Genomic DNA, 21,595 nt, shown 5'->3' on the forward strand with positions numbered 1-21,595 from the left:
GCTTCTACTAATGTGCCTTCTTCATTGTTTGCTACTAAGATGATTTGTGCATCTAAGGTTTGCGCAATCGCGAAGTTTAAGCTGTTTGCAAAAGGCGCTTGAGCTGAAGGTTGAACACCTTTAACAACCACTAGATTTGCATTTAATGCTTGGAAATCAGCAACGATTTTTTCTAACAGCACGTCTTTTTGATTATTTGCGATGAATGCTTGAGCGGCTTTTACATCTTCTACTGCATTGAATATAACCGCATTTGTTGTTTTAGCGATTTGTAATGCTGATGCTAAATTGGCTTCTGTGCTAGTTGGAATAAGAATAACTGCTTTAGTCATTTTGATATACCTTTTAATAAATGAAAAAAACCTGCTGATTTTTCAGCAGGTTTGATGGAAGTTGATTAGCCCGCTAAACGTGCGGTATCTTGAGCGATGACTAACTCTTCATTAGTTGGAAGTACAATTGCTTTAAATGCAGAATCATCAGTAGTGATTACGCCATCTTTACCGAAGCGTGCCGCAAGATTGCGTTCGTTATCCACTTTAATACCAAATAATTTTAAGTGATTTAATGCTAATTCACGAACATGAGCGGAGTTTTCACCGATACCACCAGTAAATGCAATGGCATCTAAGTGATCATCACCTAATACCGCCATATAAGCACCGATGTATTTTGCTAAACGGTAACTATAGACGTCTAATGCACGTTTTGCTTCAGGCTTAGACAGATCGTCGTAGTTATCTTCTGCATAACGACAGTCACTGGTTACCTCAGTTAAACCTAAAAGACCGGATTTTTTCACTAAAGTCTCTTCAATTTGTTCCATTGACATACCTAAGTTTTTGTATAGGTAGAATACGATTGCAGGGTCGATATCACCACAACGAGTGCCCATGACTAAACCTTCTAACGGAGTTAAGCCCATTGATGTATCAATACATTTACCGTTACGAACAACAGAAACAGAACCACCATTACCCAAGTGACAAATAATCGTATTGACTTGGTCTGCAGGTTTACCGACATATTCAGCGACTTCACGAGAAACGAAGTAGTGGCTTGTACCGTGAGCACCATAGCGACGAACAGCGTGCTCTTTATAAAGTGAATATGGAAGCGCATATAAGAATGCTTCTTCAGGCATAGTTTGGTGGAAAGCAGTATCAAATACGGCAACGTTCTTATCTTTTAAATGTGGGAAGGTTTTAAAGGCTTCACGAATACCGATTAGGTGAGCAGGGTTGTGAAGTGGGGCAAATTGTGCTGCATCTTCAATACCTTTAACCACTTCATCTGTGATTACAACGGATTGAGTGTATTTTTCACCACCGTGAACGATACGGTGACCAATCGATGTGATTGAGTTTTTAAGCTCATCAGTCATAATGTTTGATGCAATGAAGTCAAGTGCTTCAGTATGTGCTGCACCTGCACCTAAATCTGCGCTCCCTTTCTCACCGTTAAGTTTCCATTTAATGCGAGCTTCTGGAAGGAAAAATGCTTCAGCTAAACCAGATAATTTTTCTTCACCTGTTGCTGGATCAAGGATTGCAAATTTTAATGAAGAACTACCACAGTTAAGGATTAGAACAAGTTTTGACATAGGAACCCTATATTTGATTAAAGTTAATGAAAATCCACTCAGTTGAATGGACTGAAAAAATCGAACATAGGATACACTTTTTGGCAAATAAAATAAATTCGTCTATGCATAAAAATTCATCAGGTTATTAAATTTTTTGAAAATTTAAACTTTTTAGGTAAGGTGACAAAATAATATAAAGTGGGGTATGATAAGTGCGGTTATTTTAACGAGCATTTTTATGGCATTTTTTTCCATTTTAAAACAGGGACAAGTTTATCTTAATACTTGGCCGCAGGAGGCTAAGTTAGGCATGATTTTCCCTGAAAACCGTATTATGAAAGCCACGAGTTTTGCACAAAAATTCATGCCCTTTGTTGCTGTATTTGCAGTGGTGTGGCAACAGATTTATGCAAAAAATGATTTGATGGCCTTTTCTATTGCAATTTTGACCTCACTTTTTGCCTTGCTTATTCCTTTTCAAGGTCTTTATTGGCTTGGTAAGCGTGCGAATTCGCCATTAGAAAATCAAAGTGCAGTATGGTTTTATGATATTTGCGAACGGTTAAAACAACTACATGAACCTTTGCCTTTTGTGCAAGATCAACCGACATACCAACATTTAGCAGAAGTCTTAAAGAAAGCTCAAAGCAAATTTGAACGAGCTTTTTGGCAGGAAATTTAGTTTACGCAAACGTTTTCTTTTCGGCTTTATTTTTGTAGAATACCTCGGTCGTTTTAAACGGCCGTTTTTCATTGAGAGATTTTTTAATGATCGATTACATTATTATTGGCATTATCGCTTTTTCCATTCTTGTCAGTTTATTACGCGGTTTTGTACGCGAAGTGCTTTCACTCGGTAGCTGGGTTGTGGCATTTATAGTAGCAAGCCAGTTCTATCCTTATCTTGCAGCTTATCTTACGCAAATTGAATCAATGTATATTCGTAATGGAACCGCAATCGGGATTTTATTTATACTGACTTTAATCGTGGGCGCCATAGTAAATTATGTGATTAGTCAATTAGTAGATAAGACGGGTTTAAGTGGCACAGATCGTGTGTTAGGGGCGATTTTTGGTTTAGTGCGCGGTGCACTGATTGTCGCTGCGCTATTATTTTTCATGGATACCTTCACCAATTTTGAACAAACTGATTGGTGGAAAGAATCTCAATTAATACCGCACTTTGGTTTTATTATTGAATGGTTCTTTCAACAACTTCAGGCTAGTTCAAGTTTTTTAAATCCAACGCTTAATCAATAAGGAACACAAAATGTGTGGTATTGTCGGTATTGTTAGCCAAAGTCCGGTTAATGAATCTATTTATGCGGCATTGACGCTTTTGCAACATCGTGGGCAAGATGCTGCAGGCATAGTGACGGTTGACGATGAAAATCGTTTCCGCTTACGCAAAGCTAACGGTTTAGTGAGTGATGTTTTCCATCAAGAGCATATGTTACGGTTGCAAGGAAATGCTGGGTTGGGACATGTTCGCTATCCTACCGCAGGGAGTTCTAGCGTCTCAGAGGCGCAGCCTTTTTATGTGAATTCTCCCTATGGTGTCACTTTGGTGCATAACGGCAATTTAACCAACTCAGTCGAATTAAAAGAAAAAGTCTTTAAAACTGCCCGCCGCCATGTAAACACTAATTCAGATTCCGAACTTCTTCTAAATATTCTTGCAAATCACCTTGATCACATTCCTCAAGAGAAACTTGATCCAAAAGATATTTTTAATGCTGTTCGTCAAACTCACAACGATGTTCGTGGTGCTTATGCTTGTTTAGCGATGATTATTGGGCATGGTATGGTTGCGTTTCGTGATCCTTTTGGTATTCGTCCTTTGGTGTTGGGTAAACGCGAAGAAAATGGCAAAACTGATTATATGTTTGCCTCTGAAACAGTAGCCTTAGATATTGTGGGTTTTGACTTTGTTCGTGATATTGCCCCTGGTGAAGCCGTTTATGTCACTTTTGATGGCGAGCTTTATTCGCAACAATGTGCCGAAAGTGCGGTGCTAAATCCTTGTATTTTTGAGTATGTTTATTTTGCACGCCCAGATTCAACAATTGATGGCGTCTCTGTTTATGCTGCACGTGTTCACATGGGGGAAAAACTCGGACAAAAAATTGCAAAACAATGGGCGGATGAAATTGATAATATTGATGTGGTGATTCCCGTTCCTGAAACCTCCACAGATATTGCGTTACAAATAGCTCGTGTACTAGGGAAACCTTATCGCCAAGGATTTGTGAAAAATCGCTATGTTGGTCGTACGTTTATTATGCCAGGACAAGCACAGCGTATTAGTTCAGTTCGTCGCAAATTGAATACCATTAAAGCTGAATTTAAAGGTAAAAACATCTTATTGGTGGACGATTCTATCGTTCGCGGCACAACCTCTGAGCAAATTGTTGAAATGGCTCGCTCAGCTGGTGCGAAGAAAATTTACTTTGCCTCTGCTGCTCCAGAAATTCGTTATCCGAATGTATATGGTATTGATATGCCGAGTCGTGATGAACTGATCGCTTACGGTCGAGATGTTGATGAAATTGCGCATTTAATTGGTGTGGACAAATTAATTTTCCAAGATCTGACCGCACTTACCGAATCTGTTCAATTAGAAAATTCGGCTATTCGAGGGTTTGATTGTTCAGTATTTACAGGCAAGTATATTACAGGTGACATCACGCCAGAATATTTAGACAAAATCGCAAGTCAACGGAACGATAGTGCAAAGAAAAAACGTGAAAAACAAACATCTAATCTTGAAATTTATAATGAGCAATAAATGGCGATAAGGCGAGATATTTAATCTGATAAAAAATCACCGCATTAAAAAAGTGCGGTGATTTTTTTATTTGTTTTTTAGAATTTCTTCTAGATAGTTTTCGCAATTAGAATATTTAAATTGGAATCCCATGTTGAGTAATTTTTCAGGCACAACATTTTGGCTTTCGAGTAATAGATTCGCTCGTTCGCCAAGAATGAAATGTAATATCCATTTTGGAATGATTGCAAAGGCAGGACGTTTTAATATTCGAGCCAAAGTGCGGTTAAATTTATGTTGTTTTATGGGATTCGGGGCGGTGAAGTTAAATGAGCCTTGGCATTCTGAATGATCGAGTAAAAATAAAATGCCATTTACTATATCTTCCAAAGCAATCCAGGGGAAATATTGCTCTCCATTGCCCAGTTTGCCGCCAAGTCCCCATTTGTATAAAGGCAACATTTGAGCAAGGGCGCCTCCTTTCTTAGAAAAGACCATGCCTGTTCGAATCAAACAAACCCTCGCATTAGCTTGTCGCGCAATATCTTCCCAATCTTGGCATAATTGTGCGGTGAAGTTTTTTGCTGTTTTGCTTGTTTCGGTAATTTTTTGTTCGTCTTGATCGCCGTAAATTCCAGTCGCTGAACCCGAAATAAAAATAGGGTGTTGCTGATATTGATTAATGAATTCAACCAGTTGAGTGGTAAGGTTTAAACGACTTTCTCGTAAAATAGATTTTTGGTTTTTCGACCAAGCTTTATGAAAAATCGGCTCGCCAGCAAGATTGATGATGGCATCAAACTGTTCTTGTAAATCGAGTTCTGAAAGTACGGTAATAAATTTGATGTTTTTTTGCTTTGAGATAGTGGGCGGCCTACTTGAGCGCGTTAAGATCGTCACTTGTTCGTTGCGTAAGCAGAGTTGTTCAACAAGTGCTTTACCGATAAGTCCTGTGCCTCCAGTTAATAAAATGTTCATTACAATGCGTTTTCAAATAAACGTTGGACATTTTTGAGTAAATCGACAATTTTTGTGCCACGAGTTGGTGTGATAAAAATTGTGTCATCGCCTGCGATAGTGCCTAAGATGCCTTCTGATTTTCCGATTGAATCGAGCAAGCGAGCGATGAGTTGTGCCGCGCCTGGAGAAGTCTTAATGACAATTAACATATCATTGTAATCAACATCTAATACAAGATTTTTTAATGGGCTACTGGTATTAGGAACACTTAATTCACCCGGTAAGCAATAGACCATTTCCATTTTGGTATTACGGGTGCGAACCGCGCCAAATTTGGTGAGCATTCTGGAGATTTTTGATTGATTTATACCTGTAAAGCCTTGTTTTTTTAAGGCATCAACAATCTCACTTTGAGATCCAAAGCGTTCTTGATTGAGTAATTCTTTAAAAGCACGAGTTAAATTGTCAGTCATTTTTATTTTTCAATAGTCAAAAATTTGCATAAGAATTGCATAAAAATTCATTTTCAGCAACTTGAATGTGAATAAAAGCAAAGAGAAGGAAAAAATTACCTCAGAAATGTGAACTAGATCATAGAATGATATTTCTCTGTTTGTAATTGTGAGATGAAAATTTTAAAATCAGGTCATCTTAAATTAACTAACACATAAGGAGTATTTATGAAAGTTGCAGTATTAGGCGCCGCAGGCGGTATTGGTCAAGCATTAGCGTTATTACTAAAACTTCAGTTGCCTGCTGGTTCAGATTTAGCATTATATGATATCGCCCCTGTTACCCCAGGTGTTGCAGTGGATGTGAGCCATATTCCAACTGCAGTGAATGTGAAAGGTTTTTCTGGTGAAGATCCAACTCCAGCACTTGAAGGTGCGGATGTTGTATTAATTTCTGCTGGTGTTGCACGTAAACCTGGTATGGACCGCTCTGATTTATTCAATATTAATGCAGGCATTGTTCGTGGTTTAATTGAAAAAGTCGCGGTTACTTGCCCGAAAGCATGCGTTGGTATCATCACTAACCCAGTAAATACTACTGTTGCGATTGCGGCTGAAGTATTGAAAAAAGCAGGCGTTTACGACAAACGTAAATTATTTGGTGTGACAACTTTAGACGTGTTACGTTCTGAAACTTTTGTGGCTGAATTAAAAGGTTTAAATGTTTCTCGTACTAGCGTTCCTGTTATTGGTGGTCACTCAGGTGTGACTATTCTTCCATTACTTTCTCAGGTTCAATATGCTGAATGGAATGAAGATGAAATCGAACCATTAACAAAACGTATCCAAAATGCAGGTACAGAAGTGGTCAATGCAAAAGCGGGTGGTGGTTCTGCAACGCTTTCAATGGCGCAAGCTGCAGCGCGTTTCGCTCGTTCTTTAGTGAAAGGATTAAGTGGCGAGACAGTTGTTGAATGTACTTATGTTGAAGGTGATGGCAAATATGCTCGTTTCTTCTCTCAACCAGTTCGTTTAGGTAAAGAAGGTGTAGAAGAAATTTTACCAATTGGTCCATTAAGCAATTTTGAACAACAAGCTCTAGAAAATATGTTGCCGACTTTACGTGCAGATATTGAATTAGGTGAAAAATTTATTAATGGTTAATCATTAAAAAATAAGGGGAGCATTAGCTCCCTTTTTCATGTTTCGATAAAAAAGCCACCAAATGGTGGCTTTTGTTTATATCTTTATTATTTCTGACGCATTGCAGGGAATAAGATAACATCACGAATTGATGGTGCATTTGCATAAAGCATCGCTAGACGGTCGATACCTAAACCTTCGCCAGCTGTTGGTGGTAAGCCGTGTTCTAGCGCAACAACAAAGTCTTCATCTTTAAACATTGCTTCATCATCGCCCGCTTCTTTCGCAGCCACTTGTGCATCAAAACGTTCATTTTGATCTTCCGCGTCATTTAATTCTGAGAAACCATTACCGATTTCACGACCACCGATAAAGAGTTCAAAACGATCTGTTACATCAGGATTTTCATCATTACGACGTGCAAGTGGTGAAATTTCCGCAGGGTGAGCCATTAAGAATGTTGGTTGAATTAAGTGATGTTCAGCCACTTCTTCAAAAATTGCATTGACAATGCTACCTAAACCCCAAGATTTTTGTACTTCAATACCTAAGCGTTCCGCCGTGGCTTTTGCACGATCAAAGTCATATAAATCTTCTTTTATGATACCTTTGTCTGCACCGTATTTAATGGTTGCATCGTGTAACGTAATACGTTCGAATGGTTTACCAAAATCAAATTCGTATTCGCCGTATTTCACAATGGTAGTACCAAGAATATCAATCGCTAATTTACGAAGAAGTTCTTCGGTGTTATCCATTAAATCATGGTAGTCTGCATACGCTTGGTAGTATTCAAGCATAGTAAATTCTGGATTATGACGAACAGAAACTCCTTCATTACGGAAGTTACGGTTTAATTCAAATACTCGTTCAAAGCCACCCACTACTAAGCGTTTTAAATAAAGTTCAGGTGCGATACGTAAATACATATCCACATCTAATGCATTGTGATGGGTCACGAAAGGACGCGCAGATGCACCGCCAGGAATCACTTGTAACATTGGTGTTTCCACTTCCATAAAGCCTTTAGAAATGAAATATTCACGAATACCCGCGACAACTTTAGAACGAATAATAAAAGTGCGGCGAGATTCTTCGTTAGAAATTAAATCTAAATAACGTTGGCGATAACGAACTTCTTGGTCAGTTAAGCCATGGAATTTATCTGGTAATGGGCGAAGTGCTTTAGTTAAAAGTTGAACTTCAGTGGTTTTCACTGTGAGTTCATCGGTTTTTGTTTTAAATAAAGTGCCTTTAACGCCAACGATATCCCCTAAATCCCAAGTACCAACGTCATCTTTATAAATGCCTTCAGGCAAATTATCGCGTGCAACATAAAGCTGGATTTTACCGCTCATATCTTGAATGGTGATAAACGTCGCCTTACCCATTGCACGGCGAGTCATAATACGGCCTGCAACTTGTACTTCAATGCCTTTCTCTTTTAAGATTTCACCGTCTTCTGCATCATATTGATTGTGCAAATCTTGTGCGAGAGCATCACGACGAAACTTGTTTGGAAATGCATTACCTTTTGCACGTAATGCGGCTAATTTTTCACGACGAACGAGCATTTCGCCATTGAGATCTAATTCTTTAACTTCTTGTTCTGACATGTTGTTTACCTTTAATTTTAACTTTAAAAATACCTTTAAAAATAACCGCACTTTGGGGTTATTTCTTATGATGGGATAAGTAACGCGTCTTTACTTATCCAGCAAATCATGATTAAAGCCCAGCTTTTAAACTCGCTTCAATAAATCGATCTAAATCACCGTCTAATACGGCTTGCGTATTACGGTTTTCCACGCCAGTACGCAAATCTTTAATGCGTGAATCGTCTAATACATAAGAGCGAATTTGGCTTCCCCAACCAATGTCGGATTTATTATCTTCCATTGCTTGCTTATCTGCATTTTTCTTCTGTAATTCAAGCTCATACAATTTCGCTTTTAATTGTTTCATCGCTTGATCTTTATTTTTGTGCTGTGAACGATCGTTCTGACATTGCACAACAATACCACTTGGCATATGGGTAATTCGCACCGCACTTTCAGTTTTGTTTACGTGCTGTCCACCAGCTCCCGATGCACGATACACATCAATACGTAAATCAGCGGGATTGATTTCAATATCAATATCGTCATCAATTTCAGGATAGACAAATGCCGCGCTGAACGATGTGTGACGACGGTTATTGGAATCAAATGGACTTTTACGCACCAAACGATGAATACCAGTTTCTGTTCGTAACCAACCAAAAGCATATTCACCGCTCACTTTAATCGTTGCCGATTTCAACCCAGCTACATCACCGTCAGATACTTCCATCAGTTCTGTTTTAAAACCTTTGCTTTCAGCCCAACGGAGATACATACGGAGCAACATTTCTGTCCAATCTTGAGCTTCCGTACCGCCAGAACCAGCTTGTAAGTCCACATAGCAATCGCAAGCATCATGTTCGCCACTAAACATTCGACGGAACTCTAATTTTTCGAGTTGTTGTTCGAGTTCATCTAATTCAGCTATCGCTTCATTGAAGGTGTCTTCGTCTTCTGCTTCGATGGCAAGTTCCAATAATCCATCAACATCTTCTAAACCTTGTTCTAAATTTTTGATGGTATTTACAACTTGTTCTAAGGAAACGCGTTCTTTACCAAGCGCTTGGGCTTTATCTGGATCATTCCAAACATCTGGCTGTTCTAATTCCGCATTGACTTCTTCTAAACGCTCAACTTTGGCATCGAAGTCAAAGATACCCCCGAAGCACCAAAGTGCGGTCGGATAAGTCGGTGATTTTATTTTTTACAGGATTGATTTCAAACATAATAAATTCACTGTGTGATAAAGTGTGGAATTATATGCTATTTTCTGATTTTTGGATAGTTTGACCTTGCAGAAATTAGCAATCTCTCTATAATTTCAGACTTTCTTACTCAAGCTAATTTAGGAACAAAAAATGAAGAAAATTTTTATCGCACTTTTGTGCATGGCTGCGGCTAATGCAATGGCAAACGATGCCACGATTAAAAGCAAATTACAGTCTCTTGGCGCATCAAATATTGATGTGAAATCCTCGCCAATTTCAGGTATCAAAACTGCCGTCACAGATCAAGGCGTACTTTATGTGACGGAAGATGGAAAATATGCTTTCCAAGGTAAACTTTACGAACTCACAAATAATGGTCCTGTTGATGTGGCGGGTAAAATTTTAGTGGATAAACTTAATTCTTATAAAAATGAGATGATTGTTTATCCCGCTAAAAATGAAAAGCATGTTGTGACGGTATTTATGGATATTACTTGCCATTATTGCCATTTATTACATCAGCAATTAAAAGAATATAACGATCTTGGTATTACCGTGCGTTATTTAGCTTTCCCTCGTGCGGGCATGAATAACCAAACTGCAAAACAAATGGAAGCTATTTGGACGGCGAAAGATCCTGTTTTTGCTTTAAACGAAGCTGAAAAAGGCAATTTACCGAAAGAAGTTAAAACCCCAAATGTTGTGAAAAAGCATTATGAATTAGGCGCGCAATTTGGCGTAAATGGCACACCTAGTATTGTTACCTCAACTGGTGAGCTTATTGGCGGTTATTTAAAACCAGCTGATTTATTAAGCGCACTTGAAGAAACAACAAAATAATTCTAGCGATATTCATATTTATAAGGGCATATTTTGTATGCCCTTTGAATGTGATAAATTAAAACAAAATACACCGTGAAAAAAATTATCAAACGCCGTGAAATTCCAGTTGGAAATTCTGTTTCAAACCATCCGTTATTAGATCGCCTTTATCGCGCACGCCATATTCAAAACACTGAAGAATTAGACCGCACTTTAAAATCAATTCTGAATCCAAATCAGCTATATGGTATTGATCAAGCCGTAAATTTATTAGTGGAAGCTTACCAACAACAGCAAAAAATAGTGATTGTTGGGGATTTTGATGCTGATGGTGCAACTAGTACAGCATTGAGTGTGCTGGCTTTAAAACAACTTGGTTTTGCTGACGTGGATTATCTTGTACCAAATCGATTTGAACAAGGTTATGGTTTGAGTATTCCTATGGCTGAAATGGCGATTGAAAAGGGTGTACAGCTTTTAATGACGGTGGATAACGGCGTTTCATCTTTTGAAGGCGTTGCATTTTTGAAAGAGAAAGGTATCCGTGTTTTAGTGACGGATCACCATTTACCACCCGAAACTTTGCCGCCAGCCGATGCTATTGTTAACCCTAATTTAAGCCAGTGTGGTTTTCCTTCAAAATCCTTAGCGGGCGTTGGTGTTGCGTTTTATTTGATGTTAGCCGTACGAGCAAAATTTCGTGAGCTCGGTATTTTTACTGCAGAAACACAACCTAATTTTACTGATTTGCTCGATCTAGTAGCATTGGGTACTGTCGCAGATGTGGTGCCTTTAGATCAAAATAATCGTATCCTTGCTTATCAAGGCTTAATGCGGATTCGTGCACGGCGTTGCCGTCCAGGTATTGTTGCGTTGGCTGAAGTGGCTAACCGTAATGTTGAACAGTTTACTTCAAGTGATCTCGGTTTTTGTATCGGGCCTCGTTTAAATGCAGCAGGGCGCTTAGACAATATGTCGATTGGGGTAGAGCTTTTACTGGCGGACGATATGCTAAAAGCCAGAGAATTCGCTTTAGAGCTTGACCAACTTAACCAAACGCGTAAAGAAATTGAAGCAGGCATGAAACTTGAGGCGCTAGAAATTTGCCAAAATCTCACCGCACTTTTTAAAGAGTTACCTTCGGGGATTACACTTTATCAACCCGATTGGCATCAAGGTGTGTTGGGAATAGTATCCTCTCGGATTAAAGAGCAATATCACCGTCCAGTCATTGCCTTCGCGAAAGATGGTGAGGGAGTTTTGAAAGGTTCCGCGCGTTCTATTGAAGGCTTACATATGCGTGATGTTTTGGAGCGTATTCATTCGCAACATCCTAATATGATTTTAAAATTTGGTGGCCATGCGATGGCTGCAGGATTAAGCCTTCGAGAAGAACACTTTGACGATTTCCAACATATTTTTAATCAAACTGTTGCCGATTGGCTTGATGAAGAACATTTACAAGGTGTAATTTGGACCGATGGCGAATTAAATTCAAATGAATTTAATCTTGAAACGGCGGAATTGATAAAATCAGCAGGCCCTTGGGGACAAGCTTTCCCAGAGCCTTGTTTTGATGGTGAATTCAAAATTTTAGATCAGCGTGCAATTGGACAAAATCAAAATCATCTCAAAATGTTAGTGGAGCCAAAACAAGGTGGCCCTTTATTAGATGCGGTTGCGTTTAATATTGACACAAGATTATATCCCGATCTTTCAATTAAACAGGCAAGATTTGCATATAAATTGGATGTTAATGAGTTTCGTGGTAACCGAAATGTACAGCTTTTAGTAGAATATATTGAAGCGATTGATGAGTAATGTTTTGAAATTTTATGGATTATTCGTATTAGGCTTATTTGGGTTTACATCATCGGTTTTAGCTGAAGTAAATCAAAAAGAATTTTCTACTCAAAATCCACCGCACTTACCATCTTCTGATGTCATGCATTTTGAAGATGGGCGGGATTATTTTTCTTATCAAGAACCTATTGAACAAGCGCCTAGAGCAGACAAAAAAATACGTATTCAATTCTTTTTTGATTACGATTGCCGCGTATGTTCGTCAGCGCAAGATATTTTAGAGCTTTATAGTCAAATGCGTACAAATAAAGTTGCGTTGGAGCAATATCCTATTGCAACTGCGGATAGTCAGTTTAGCGCACGCGTTTTTTATACCTTGCAAGCACTAAGTGCGGGTGAATTATCTAATGTTTTATTATTTGAAACTTCAGAAAAATCCCGTTATGCAGAGTTGTCTGCGACAAATAAAATTCAACAATGGGCGGAAGAACAAGCTCTAGATAAACAGTTATTTATTCAGGCTGAAAATTCAGAAAGAGTAAAAGAGCAAATTCAAGATGCGATTGAATTGACGGAAGAATATGGTGTGTTTACCTATCCTTACGTTGTCATTGGGGGAAAATATGTACTCACGGCGAGCACCCTTTATAACGATGATTATAGCGTGGCGGTGTTAGATTTTTTGGTAAATAAAATAGAACAGGAACAAAAGTGATGAAAATCGGAATTGTTGGCGCAATGGCGCAAGAAGTAGAAATTTTAAAAAATTTAATGGCAGAGAGAACTGAAACTCGAGTAGCAAGTGCGGTCATTTTTGAAGGCAAAATTAATGGTAAAAATGTTGCATTATTGCAATCAGGTATTGGAAAAGTGGCTGCCGCAATTGGTACGACTGCATTGTTGCAATTAGCCAAGCCAGATTTTGTGATCAATACTGGTTCTGCGGGTGGGGTAGCAAAAGGCTTGAAAGTGGGGGATATTGTGATTTCTGATGAAACACGCTACCACGATGCGGATGTGACAGCTTTTGGCTATGAAAAAGGGCAGCTGCCCGCTAATCCCGCGGCATTTTTATCAGACCAAAAACTAGCTGACCTCGCTCAAGAAATTGCAGAAAAGCAAGGACAATCAGTAAAACGTGGTTTAATTTGCTCTGGCGATAGTTTTATTAATAGTGAAGACAAAATTGCACAAATAAAAGCTGACTTCCCGAATGTGACGGGGGTTGAAATGGAAGCCACAGCGATTGCACAAGTTTGCTATGCTTTTAATGTGCCTTTTGTAGTGGTTCGAGCAATTTCTGATGCAGGCAATGGTGAAGCAAGTATGTCTTTTGAAGAGTTCTTACCGTTGGCTGCAAAACAGTCTTCATCATTAGTATTAGGGATGATTGATAGACTGTAGTAATAATCTTTTAATCAGATAATAAATTTTACAATTAAATCATAAATATTATTTAAAAGGCATAGCTTATTAGCTATGCCTTTTTATATGAGCCAATTAGAATTTATAGTTCAAACTTAGAATATAAGTTCTTCCACGTGCAAAGTTATAAAGTACAGATTTATCTTTTCCTCCATCTTCACAAGTATTATTTTTACTACAAATTGAATCATTTAAGCTTGAATAATAGCGCTGTGAAGCAGCATCATTGCCTGAGTCTAAAGGATCAACATAACGTTTATCTAGTAGGTTTTGTACTTCAGCTTTGATAATTAAATCTTTAACAGGTTCATAACTTACATGCAAATCTAAAATAATCGGTTGTTTATTAATTTCCTCTGTTTTCTTGATTGCATAATAAGTTCGTTCATGGCTCGTATTTAATTCAAATTGAGAACCGTTAATATAATCTTCTTGAATGGTTGCTCGTTTACTTTTCCCATAGTAACGTGCTGCGATACCAAGAGTTAATTTTTGATCAAACCAGCGAGATCCAAGTTCTAATCTTCCATAATCTTTAGGTAGCATTGAGATACGGGATAGACCATAACCTTGTTTCAGAATATCCTCTTTTGACGCATTGTTAGGACGTGGACTAGCATCTGCATAATTGGTTGGTTGATTTGTTCGTTGGTATGCATAAGACAGATTTGCAAAGAAACGTCCCATGTCATAATTTACTTCTAATTCAACACCGCTCTTTTTCACAATTGGCTTATAATTTTGATGAGCAATGGTAAATCTAAATCCATTCTCAGAAGCCCAGTCAGGAACAATGCCATCTCTCCACCATACACCATATACATTATGAATATAATTTTTGATAAAACTACGATAGCCCACTAATTTTAAACCTAATACATCTTCTTTAGTGAAAACGCCTTTTTTATAGGTATTAAAACCAAGTTGATAAGTTTCAGCTCGCTCAGGTTTTAATCCCGTATTCACTCCAGCATCAGACACTTGAGAGAAAAACATCTCTTGAATATTCGGCATTCTGTGTGTTCGTGAATAAGTAAAAAATGGCATAAAATAATCACTCAGTTCTGCACTTAATGTAGCAGAATGATTGAATGCTTTTTTATGACCTGATTTATGCAAAATCGGCTCATTAATTTGTGTTGGTGTATTTTCGTAACCTACATACTCACCGTTAAATGCATAATGCGTAAAATTGACACTATAGTCTAAATGGTAAATTCCTTTAGAAAGTGCGGTATCAAAATATACTGTTTTAAATTTCTGCTTACCTGAAGGTTGTAAGATCACTGAACGTTGTGGCAGTAAATTACGACTACCTTTAAATCGTCCTAAATTACTGTAGTTACCTTGATCATGTGAAGCATCATTATAAAATAAACTTAATTCTTCTGGAAAACGGTTTTTACTGTATTCGTTAGTAAAATAGTTAAACCCTAATGTGGTTTTTAAATCGATTTCTTTTGGCAATAAGAAGGTATAGCTGTTATTAATATCAATGATATTTGCCACATTTTTTGTGATAAGTTTATCTGCAACTTGCCAACCAGCAAAAAAGCCACCCTTAGGATAAATGGTTTTGCCAATGTTATGTGCTGCCATTAAATTAAGATCAAGATAGTTGTTATTATTGAAGTTATAATTGACTTGGTAATTACGGTTTTCAATTTTGCGAGAACCAATTTTATTATCCAATGTGCGTAGTTGAGCTCCTAGAGTATGGTGATCATCTCCATATTCAAATTTTAACAAATGGCTACGTGAGCGAGATTGTAAGCTGCCTGGTTCAATAGGAGCGACACTATATTGATCTTTATTACGTTCAAATGATTTGTCAGTTTTTTCAATTCCATCATCACCTTTTTGGAGCTCTTCAATATCCTCAGGTTTTTTTCCTGCTCCTAATTGTTGTAGAATATTTTTTCTAGCTTGATTTTTATAAATATTTTTTACACTGGTCTCTGTTTCTTCAGGATCGTATATATTGGATTTTTCAATATGAGTAATACAATTTGAATCGGTCCATATTGTTTCTGTTTCTCCTGTTAAATCATTAGAGCTTGTCGTTTTTTCTGTACTTCCATGAAATGTTGGATTAGGTGCATTGCAAGACCAATGGTTTTTGTTTAAATCAGGTGTCCACTGTCCAGCTGAATTTAAAACATAACCTGCATTGTGGAAATAGGCTTCTTTTTCTTTAGCAAGAATATCTTGTCCTAGCGAAGACAATCGTTCTCCTCCACCGATACGATAATCTTGAGACACCTCACGTTGACTGTAACCATATACCACACCAACATAACCACCATTATCAAGCCATTTTCTGCCTGCAGCCATTGTCATAAAATTCGATTTAGTTGCATTGCTCCCCGTCATTCCTTTTACGATAAGCCCAAATGGTTTGTCATCAGTAATAACATCATTAACACCTAGCGTTCTAAAATTGGCACTACCAGATAAGGTATTTACGCCATTAGAACCTGAAAAGTTACTTTTATTGACATCGACACCAGCAATGAAGTTAGGATCAAGCGATGCACCGAATTGAGAATTACCACCTGATTGACCTGAATCCATTGAGGTGGAATAGAAGGTTTGTGTAACCCCATCGACCATTGTATTGACACGACCTAACCCATTTTCGCCACGAATATTCACAGAAACTACGCCAGAGCCTTTATCTTGTTGAGTAAAAGCACCAGGGATACTTCGAATAACTTGATCGATAGTTTGGGTTTCTTTAAAAATATGCTCTCGGGTGCTTTTTGCTTTCGCTTCCGTAAAAGGTTTTTTATCGTTGGCGACATTTTTTTCTACTACATCAATTTGATCTAATGTTTCTTCAGCTTTTGCATCAACGATAGAAACACTTAGGGTATTGATTAAGCAGAGTGTGATTAAATTTAATTTAATAACTTTCTTCATTATCATATCCTTTTTTATTGAGAAAGATTATCATTATTTCATTTTAACTAAAAAACTCAAGAGGTAATTTAATAAAATTAATGAAATAACAAAAAATAATGAAAAAAACTAATTTCAGATGAAGGTAGAAAAATGTCTTGATAGGGGAAAGAAAAAGGGGCATTTACCCCTTTCTGCATTATAGATCATCAATTATTAAATAGATTTTTGCTACGGGTCCATGGACACCAATCACTTTAATCAATTCAATATCCGCCGTTGAGCTTGGACCTGAGATAATATTGATACAAGATGGCATACGCTCGCCTTGTTGTGCTTTATCGTGTAATACCTTCGCCACTTGTGCAACACGTGGAAGTACTTGGCTTTTACGTACAACAACAATCGATTTTTCAGGTAATAAACTCACTGAACGTCCACGATCTGCGCTAGAGAATAAGACGATTCCGCCAGTTTCCGCCAAACCATATTCTGCATAAACCACACCAAGATTAGCTTTTTCAGAAAAACTAATATTATCTTGTGCCGTTTCTGGTGACCATGTATGACAAGTATATTTCGCTTCAAGCGCCGCAGGAATACCAAGCGCACTCAATCTTTCATCGGAATTAAGCACAACATCACCGCCACCATATTTTTCACAAAGAGCAAGTAAAGTTTGCACTGCATCAGACTCTTTACACACATTTACGTCCACCATCATGGTTTTAGCAGAATTGGTAAATTCATTCGCTAAATCAACCGCACTTAAATGGGTTAAACGCTCAGTAGGGTACGTATTGACAGGTGCTTCCATCGGTTCAGGTACGATAGCACGGGCTTTCCCCATTTTCGCCGCTAATTTATTAAGAAAATTTTCGCGATTTTGTAAATCCATGCTTATTACCCTCTCTCTCTATTATTAAACCATTGACGGAAGCTTTCGCCATCTGCTTGTGGTAAATCTCGTGCTTTTGTCCATTCACCCAATGCCCCAAATGTAATTGGTGCTTTCCCATTTTTGATCAGCTTACCCGCTAATTTCGCACCGATATTCACACCTGTTTTCCATAGCGTTGGGTTAGCATTGGCTGTGGTGAAACCAAAAATAGATAAACGTTCCATCGCAGGAGTTTTACCTAACTCTACCATTTTCTCACGGTGTTTTAAGATTAACTGTGCTAATGGAATACGCACCGGGCAGACAGAATTACACGCGTTACATAATGAACAAGCATACGGCAATTCTTTGAATTCATCATAGCCACCTAGTAATGGAGAAATTACTGCACCAATTGGACCTGGGTAAATAGAACCATACCCATGACCACCGATTTGACGATATGCCGGACAAGTATTCAAACAAGCACCGCAGCGGATACAACGTAAAACTTCTTGGAATTCAGACGCTAAAATATCTGAACGGCCATTATCCACAATAACCAAATGGAATTCTTCAGGACCGTCAGTTTCACCAGTAAGACGAGGACCAGTTAACCAAGTGTTATAACCAGTTAATTTTGCACCTACCGCACTACGAGCAAGCATCGTAATTAACACATCCACCTCTTGGAAAGTTGGCGCTAAACGCTCCATTCCCATCACGGCAATATGTGTTTTTGGTAAGGTCGTCGCTAAACGTAAGTTACCTTCGTTTGTCACCAAACAAACTGAGCCGGTTTCCGCTACAGCAAAGTTACAACCACTGATACCGATATCAGCCTCTAAAAAATCTTGACGAATTTTTTCACGTACGAAACGCGTCATATCTTCAGGCGTTTCCTCACCTTCATAGCCGAGTTTTTCAGATAAATCTTTGCGGATTTGGTGACGATCTTTGTGAATTGCAGGCACAACGATATGGGATGGTTTATCACCTGAAATTTGTAATAGATATTCACCCAAATCGGTTTCGATCACTTGCATGCCCTCTTTTTCAAGCACTTCGTTTAAACCGATTTCTTCAGTCACCATGGATTTGGATTTTACGATTTTCTTCGCATTTTTCTCTAATGCAACTTTGCGAATATAAGCACTCGCTTCTTCGGCCGTTTCAGCAAAATACACTTTACCGCCATTTTCCATCACTTTTTCGCTCAATTGATACAAATAAGCATCTAAATTAGCTAAAACATGGTTACGAATCTGTTTAGATAAATCACGCCATTCTTCCCAATGACCTAATTCGTCCACCATTTTTTGACGGTTAGCCCCAATAGTTTCTTGGGCTTTCACTACCGCTTTACGCATGATAGTGTTGTGCACTTCATGATCGACACGCGCTTTAAAAGGAAGATTACTGGTTTTTAATGACATCTTATTTCTCCCCTTGCATTAATACTTCCGCAATATGCATCACTTTAATCTTGCTGCCTTCGCGTTGTAAACGACCACCAATATTTAATAAACAACTTACATCTGCACCGATTAAATATTGTGGTTCAACCTCTTCAATATGCTCAACCTTTTCTTTCACCATTTCGCCAGAAATCTCTGCCATTTTCACAGAGAAAGTCCCACCGAAGCCACAGCAGGTTTGTTGATTATGAATAGGAAGTAGTTCTAATCCTTTCACATTTTTTAACAGTGCGATAGGTTCATTTACGATGCCCAGTTTACGTGTAAGACTACAAGAAGGGTGATAAACCGCTTTACCTGGCAAATAGGCACCAATATCAGTTATTCCAAGTTTATTCACGATAAAATCGGTTAAATCACAGAAACGTGAAGCTACTTTTTGGGCTCGTTTAGCCCAGTCTAATTCCCCTGCGTTAGTGAAGTAGTTGGGATAATTTTTGATCGCATAAACACAAGAACCGGCAGGTGCTACGATTGGGTAATCATTTACTTCAAAGGTTTCGACTAAGTTTTTCATGCCAGGGATAGCTTGTTTTGTATAGCCACTATTTAATGCAGGCTGCCCACAACAACCTTGTTTTTCAAGGAAAGTAACATTGCAACCAAGTTTCTCAAGCAGTAAAACGGTGTTTTTGGCCACATCACTTTTTACTACGTCTGCAATGCAGGTTACGTAGAAATTTACGTTCATTTTTAATCACTCCAATAAGAGAAAAGTAATAAATGACCGCAAAAGTGCGGTCATTTTTCCAAGTAAATTTATAGATTATAAAGTAAAGGTACTAAGTAAAGCGCACAGAGTGCCGCAATAATACCGTAAATCATCATAGGGATAATGGTTTTCTTAATAATGGTACCTTCTTGGTTAGAAATATTTAATACTGAACTGACAGCAACGATATTATTAATACATACCATATTTCCCATTGCGCCTCCAACAGATTGTAAAGCTAGGACTAGCGCTACTGAAATTCCTGTTGTTTCCGCTGTAGAAAGTTGAACACTACCAAATGTTAGGTTAGATACGGTGTTTGATCCAGAGAAGAATGCCCCTATAGCCCCTAAGAAAGAGGAGAAAATTGTCCAGTTACTGCCGGATATTTCTGCAAAGGTGCGACCAATAATTTTCACCATGGAGTGTTCACCTCCGACTAACATTAAGTTCACCATAACCAAGGCTCCCACTAAGGCTATAAATGGATTTTTTGATTGTTGTAAACTTGAAGTAAAAACGTTTTTAACATTGCTAATTGAGACGTTAAATATAGGAATTGCAATTAAAACTGTAATTACAAATGGAATTAACGCTGGTACGTAAAGCAATTTGTAGCTTGATGATACATCAGAACCAAAAATATCTTTTAAGGTAAAGATTAATCCTTTACTAATTTCAAATGTACCTAATGATCCTAGGGTTGTTGAGAACCACATTGTAGCGTCATTCATCATTGCTTTGAAAGGTAATTGATGGATACGTGTAATGATTAGGAATGCAATCAATAAACCTGTTGGGAATAATGCTTTCATTACTTGCTTAGTTGTTACCGCATTATTATCCAGACTATTTTCTACTTTTGTTAAGCCAATATTGCGATTTGCAGCCCATACAGAAATAAATAAACCAATTGCTCCGCCTACTAATGATGGAAATTCATCATTAACTTGGGCAAGTAAGAAATAAGGAATGACACAGGCAAAGACACTGATATAGATAAATAGAATATTTTTACGAATATCGTTCCAACTTACTAAGACTCGTAATGCTAATAATGGAATAATAAATGCGGCAATAGAATGGATAAATGCTGTAATAGAACCAATTTCCAAAATTATATCTTCTGATAGTTTTAGTGGACCGAAACCAAACCATGTAGGCGTTCCCACAGCCCCAAAAGAGACTGGGACGGAGTTCATGATTAGTGCCAACATGGCGACTTTTAATGGATGAAAACCTAGCCCGACTAAAATAGGTGCCGCAATGGCTGCAGGTGTACCAAAACCACTTGCTCCTTCAATCATAAAAGCAAATGCCCAACCGATAATCATTAATTGAGCTACAGGATTGGGATTAATATTCCCTAGCCATTTACGCATGGTATCTGTCGCACCTGAAATTTCTGAAAAGCGATTAAATAAGATCGCGCCAAAAATAACTGTGATTGGAGTTTGTACAGCAATAATAGCGGAAACAACATTGGCACTAATTGTGACAATATCGGTATTAAAGTGAAGAAGATGGACACCCATTACTAATGTTGCAATCCAAGGTAATGCGACATAAGAAGGCAAGGCATTTCGTTTTACCATTAGATAAATCAGCAAAACAATAGGAAAAATACTCAGAACAAAAGACATCAGAAAATATCCTTAAATTTATAATAAAAAAGACTCGTGCATTGTATGGATTTAGGCATAGAAGAATATACCTCTTTTGGGAAAATGTGATCAATATCTCATAAAAAATTAACATTTTATTTTCATTTTTTACATTTTTATTACCAATCTTCTCTGATTAAAATCTTAATAGACTAAAATGGAATATGATGTGGGGATTAATTATTAGATGGGGA

Annotated in this window: 18 protein-coding genes and 1 pseudogene; 8 read left to right on the forward strand and 11 right to left on the reverse strand. The window is 37.9% G+C overall.

Annotated features, from left to right (window positions below; genetic code table 11):
- Positions 1 to 8 precede the first annotated feature (8 nt).
- Positions 9 to 332, reverse strand: a pseudogene (locus A9501_RS09870) (AAA family ATPase); the annotation flags it as partial.
- A 65-nt stretch (positions 333 to 397) separates the two neighbouring features.
- Entirely contained in the window at positions 398 to 1,603 is a 1,206-nt protein-coding gene (locus A9501_RS01145; RefSeq protein ID WP_048954092.1) for an acetate kinase, read from the reverse strand.
- A 220-nt stretch (positions 1,604 to 1,823) separates the two neighbouring features.
- On the opposite strand from A9501_RS01145, the gene yfbV reads away from it, so the two are divergent.
- From yfbV to purF, 3 genes are all read left to right on the forward strand, one after another.
- A complete protein-coding gene (yfbV, locus tag A9501_RS01150) occupies positions 1,824 to 2,267 on the forward strand; it encodes a terminus macrodomain insulation protein YfbV (protein WP_048954091.1) in 444 nt (147 codons plus the stop codon).
- Positions 2,268 to 2,353: 86 nt separating this feature from the next.
- Positions 2,354 to 2,845 (forward strand): CvpA family protein, encoded by a 492-nt coding sequence (locus A9501_RS01155; RefSeq protein WP_065264595.1) that lies wholly within the window; start codon positions 2,354 to 2,356, stop codon positions 2,843 to 2,845.
- 10 nt (positions 2,846 to 2,855) lie between these two features.
- Complete coding sequence (gene purF / locus A9501_RS01160) at positions 2,856 to 4,373, forward strand: amidophosphoribosyltransferase (RefSeq protein ID WP_065264596.1); 1,518 nt, start codon at positions 2,856 to 2,858, stop codon at positions 4,371 to 4,373.
- A 66-nt stretch (positions 4,374 to 4,439) separates the two neighbouring features.
- Here the strand turns inward: purF and A9501_RS01165 are convergent, their stop codons facing one another.
- Positions 4,440 to 5,330: a TIGR01777 family oxidoreductase gene (locus A9501_RS01165; RefSeq protein ID WP_065264597.1), complete on the reverse strand. Its 891-nt coding sequence runs from the start codon at positions 5,328 to 5,330 to the stop codon at positions 4,440 to 4,442.
- Positions 5,330 to 5,785: a transcriptional regulator ArgR gene (argR, locus tag A9501_RS01170; protein WP_005638679.1), complete on the reverse strand. Its 456-nt coding sequence runs from the start codon at positions 5,783 to 5,785 to the stop codon at positions 5,330 to 5,332. The genes A9501_RS01165 and argR overlap by 1 nt, the downstream gene beginning before the upstream one ends.
- 207 nt (positions 5,786 to 5,992) lie before the next feature.
- Here argR and mdh point away from each other — a divergent pair, with 207 nt between their 5' ends.
- The gene (gene mdh, locus A9501_RS01175; RefSeq protein WP_005634845.1) at positions 5,993 to 6,928 is read left to right on the forward strand and encodes a malate dehydrogenase; all 936 of its coding nucleotides are present in this window, start codon (positions 5,993 to 5,995) and stop codon (positions 6,926 to 6,928) included.
- Between the two features lie 86 nt (positions 6,929 to 7,014).
- Here the strand turns inward: mdh and lysS are convergent, their stop codons facing one another.
- On the reverse strand, positions 7,015 to 8,523 hold the full coding sequence (gene lysS, locus A9501_RS01180) for a lysine--tRNA ligase (protein ID WP_065264598.1): 1,509 nt from the start codon (positions 8,521 to 8,523) through the stop codon (positions 7,015 to 7,017).
- Positions 8,524 to 8,635: 112 nt separating this feature from the next.
- Positions 8,636 to 9,734, reverse strand: a protein-coding gene (prfB, locus tag A9501_RS01185) for a peptide chain release factor 2 (RefSeq protein WP_106013382.1) whose coding sequence is annotated in 2 segments (ribosomal slippage) — positions 8,636 to 9,658 and positions 9,660 to 9,734 — 1,098 coding nt in all. Because the reading frame shifts where the segments join, the coding sequence is not laid out codon by codon here.
- Positions 9,735 to 9,866: 132 nt separating this feature from the next.
- On the opposite strand from prfB, the gene dsbC reads away from it, so the two are divergent.
- From dsbC to mtnN, 4 genes are all read left to right on the forward strand, one after another.
- The gene (gene dsbC / locus A9501_RS01190) at positions 9,867 to 10,556 is read left to right on the forward strand and encodes a bifunctional protein-disulfide isomerase/oxidoreductase DsbC (protein WP_065264600.1); all 690 of its coding nucleotides are present in this window, start codon (positions 9,867 to 9,869) and stop codon (positions 10,554 to 10,556) included.
- A gap of 75 nt (positions 10,557 to 10,631) precedes the next feature.
- On the forward strand, positions 10,632 to 12,359 hold the full coding sequence (gene recJ, locus A9501_RS01195) for a single-stranded-DNA-specific exonuclease RecJ (RefSeq protein ID WP_065264601.1): 1,728 nt from the start codon (positions 10,632 to 10,634) through the stop codon (positions 12,357 to 12,359).
- Positions 12,352 to 13,056, forward strand: coding sequence for a thiol:disulfide interchange protein DsbA/DsbL (locus A9501_RS01200; RefSeq protein WP_048954083.1), 705 nt, complete (start codon positions 12,352 to 12,354; stop codon positions 13,054 to 13,056). Before recJ ends, A9501_RS01200 begins: the two co-directional genes overlap by 8 nt.
- Positions 13,056 to 13,745: a 5'-methylthioadenosine/S-adenosylhomocysteine nucleosidase gene (mtnN, locus tag A9501_RS01205; RefSeq protein ID WP_048954082.1), complete on the forward strand. Its 690-nt coding sequence runs from the start codon at positions 13,056 to 13,058 to the stop codon at positions 13,743 to 13,745. The genes A9501_RS01200 and mtnN overlap by 1 nt, the downstream gene beginning before the upstream one ends.
- Before the next feature lie 96 nt (positions 13,746 to 13,841).
- Here mtnN and A9501_RS01210 read toward each other — a convergent pair whose 3' ends face one another.
- The 5 genes from A9501_RS01210 to A9501_RS01230 form a co-directional block, all read right to left on the reverse strand.
- The gene (locus A9501_RS01210) at positions 13,842 to 16,688 is read right to left on the reverse strand and encodes a TonB-dependent receptor domain-containing protein (protein ID WP_048954081.1); all 2,847 of its coding nucleotides are present in this window, start codon (positions 16,686 to 16,688) and stop codon (positions 13,842 to 13,844) included.
- Between the two features lie 178 nt (positions 16,689 to 16,866).
- Entirely contained in the window at positions 16,867 to 17,565 is a 699-nt protein-coding gene (locus A9501_RS01215) for a LutC/YkgG family protein (RefSeq protein ID WP_048954080.1), read from the reverse strand.
- Between the two features lie 5 nt (positions 17,566 to 17,570).
- Positions 17,571 to 18,983, reverse strand: coding sequence for a LutB/LldF family L-lactate oxidation iron-sulfur protein (locus tag A9501_RS01220; RefSeq protein ID WP_048954079.1), 1,413 nt, complete (start codon positions 18,981 to 18,983; stop codon positions 17,571 to 17,573).
- Position 18,984: 1 nt separating this feature from the next.
- Positions 18,985 to 19,716 (reverse strand): (Fe-S)-binding protein, encoded by a 732-nt coding sequence (locus A9501_RS01225; RefSeq protein ID WP_048954078.1) that lies wholly within the window; start codon positions 19,714 to 19,716, stop codon positions 18,985 to 18,987.
- Between the two features lie 68 nt (positions 19,717 to 19,784).
- Positions 19,785 to 21,380, reverse strand: a complete 1,596-nt coding sequence (locus A9501_RS01230) for a lactate permease LctP family transporter (RefSeq protein ID WP_048954077.1) — start codon at positions 21,378 to 21,380, stop codon at positions 19,785 to 19,787.
- Positions 21,381 to 21,595: the final 215 nt, after the last annotated feature.

This window comes from Haemophilus sp. CCUG 66565 (assembly GCF_001679495.1).
Classification (GTDB): Bacteria; Pseudomonadota; Gammaproteobacteria; order Enterobacterales; family Pasteurellaceae; genus Haemophilus; species Haemophilus haemolyticus_K.

Excerpts from the sequence above, each read along its gene's own strand:
- A9501_RS01215 (WP_048954080.1), bottom strand. The coding sequence starts at position 17,565 with ATGGATTTACAAAATCGCGAAAATTTTCTTAATAAATTAGCGGCGAAA.
- A9501_RS01145 (WP_048954092.1), bottom strand. The coding sequence starts at position 1,603 with ATGTCAAAACTTGTTCTAATCCTTAACTGTGGTAGTTCTTCATTAAAA.
- mdh (WP_005634845.1), top strand. The coding sequence starts at position 5,993 with ATGAAAGTTGCAGTATTAGGCGCCGCAGGCGGTATTGGTCAAGCATTA.
- lysS (WP_065264598.1), bottom strand. The coding sequence starts at position 8,523 with ATGTCAGAACAAGAAGTTAAAGAATTAGATCTCAATGGCGAAATGCTC.
- A9501_RS01200 (WP_048954083.1), top strand. The coding sequence starts at position 12,352 with ATGAGTAATGTTTTGAAATTTTATGGATTATTCGTATTAGGCTTATTT.
- A9501_RS01225 (WP_048954078.1), bottom strand. The coding sequence starts at position 19,716 with ATGAACGTAAATTTCTACGTAACCTGCATTGCAGACGTAGTAAAAAGT.
- A9501_RS01210 (WP_048954081.1), bottom strand. The coding sequence starts at position 16,688 with ATGAAGAAAGTTATTAAATTAAATTTAATCACACTCTGCTTAATCAAT.
- yfbV (WP_048954091.1), top strand. The coding sequence starts at position 1,824 with ATGGCATTTTTTTCCATTTTAAAACAGGGACAAGTTTATCTTAATACT.
- dsbC (WP_065264600.1), top strand. The coding sequence starts at position 9,867 with ATGAAGAAAATTTTTATCGCACTTTTGTGCATGGCTGCGGCTAATGCA.
- A9501_RS01165 (WP_065264597.1), bottom strand. The coding sequence starts at position 5,330 with ATGAACATTTTATTAACTGGAGGCACAGGACTTATCGGTAAAGCACTT.
- A9501_RS01230 (WP_048954077.1), bottom strand. The coding sequence starts at position 21,380 with ATGTCTTTTGTTCTGAGTATTTTTCCTATTGTTTTGCTGATTTATCTA.
- argR (WP_005638679.1), bottom strand. The coding sequence starts at position 5,785 with ATGACTGACAATTTAACTCGTGCTTTTAAAGAATTACTCAATCAAGAA.
- A9501_RS01220 (WP_048954079.1), bottom strand. The coding sequence starts at position 18,983 with ATGTCATTAAAAACCAGTAATCTTCCTTTTAAAGCGCGTGTCGATCAT.
- purF (WP_065264596.1), top strand. The coding sequence starts at position 2,856 with ATGTGTGGTATTGTCGGTATTGTTAGCCAAAGTCCGGTTAATGAATCT.
- A9501_RS01155 (WP_065264595.1), top strand. The coding sequence starts at position 2,354 with ATGATCGATTACATTATTATTGGCATTATCGCTTTTTCCATTCTTGTC.
- mtnN (WP_048954082.1), top strand. The coding sequence starts at position 13,056 with ATGAAAATCGGAATTGTTGGCGCAATGGCGCAAGAAGTAGAAATTTTA.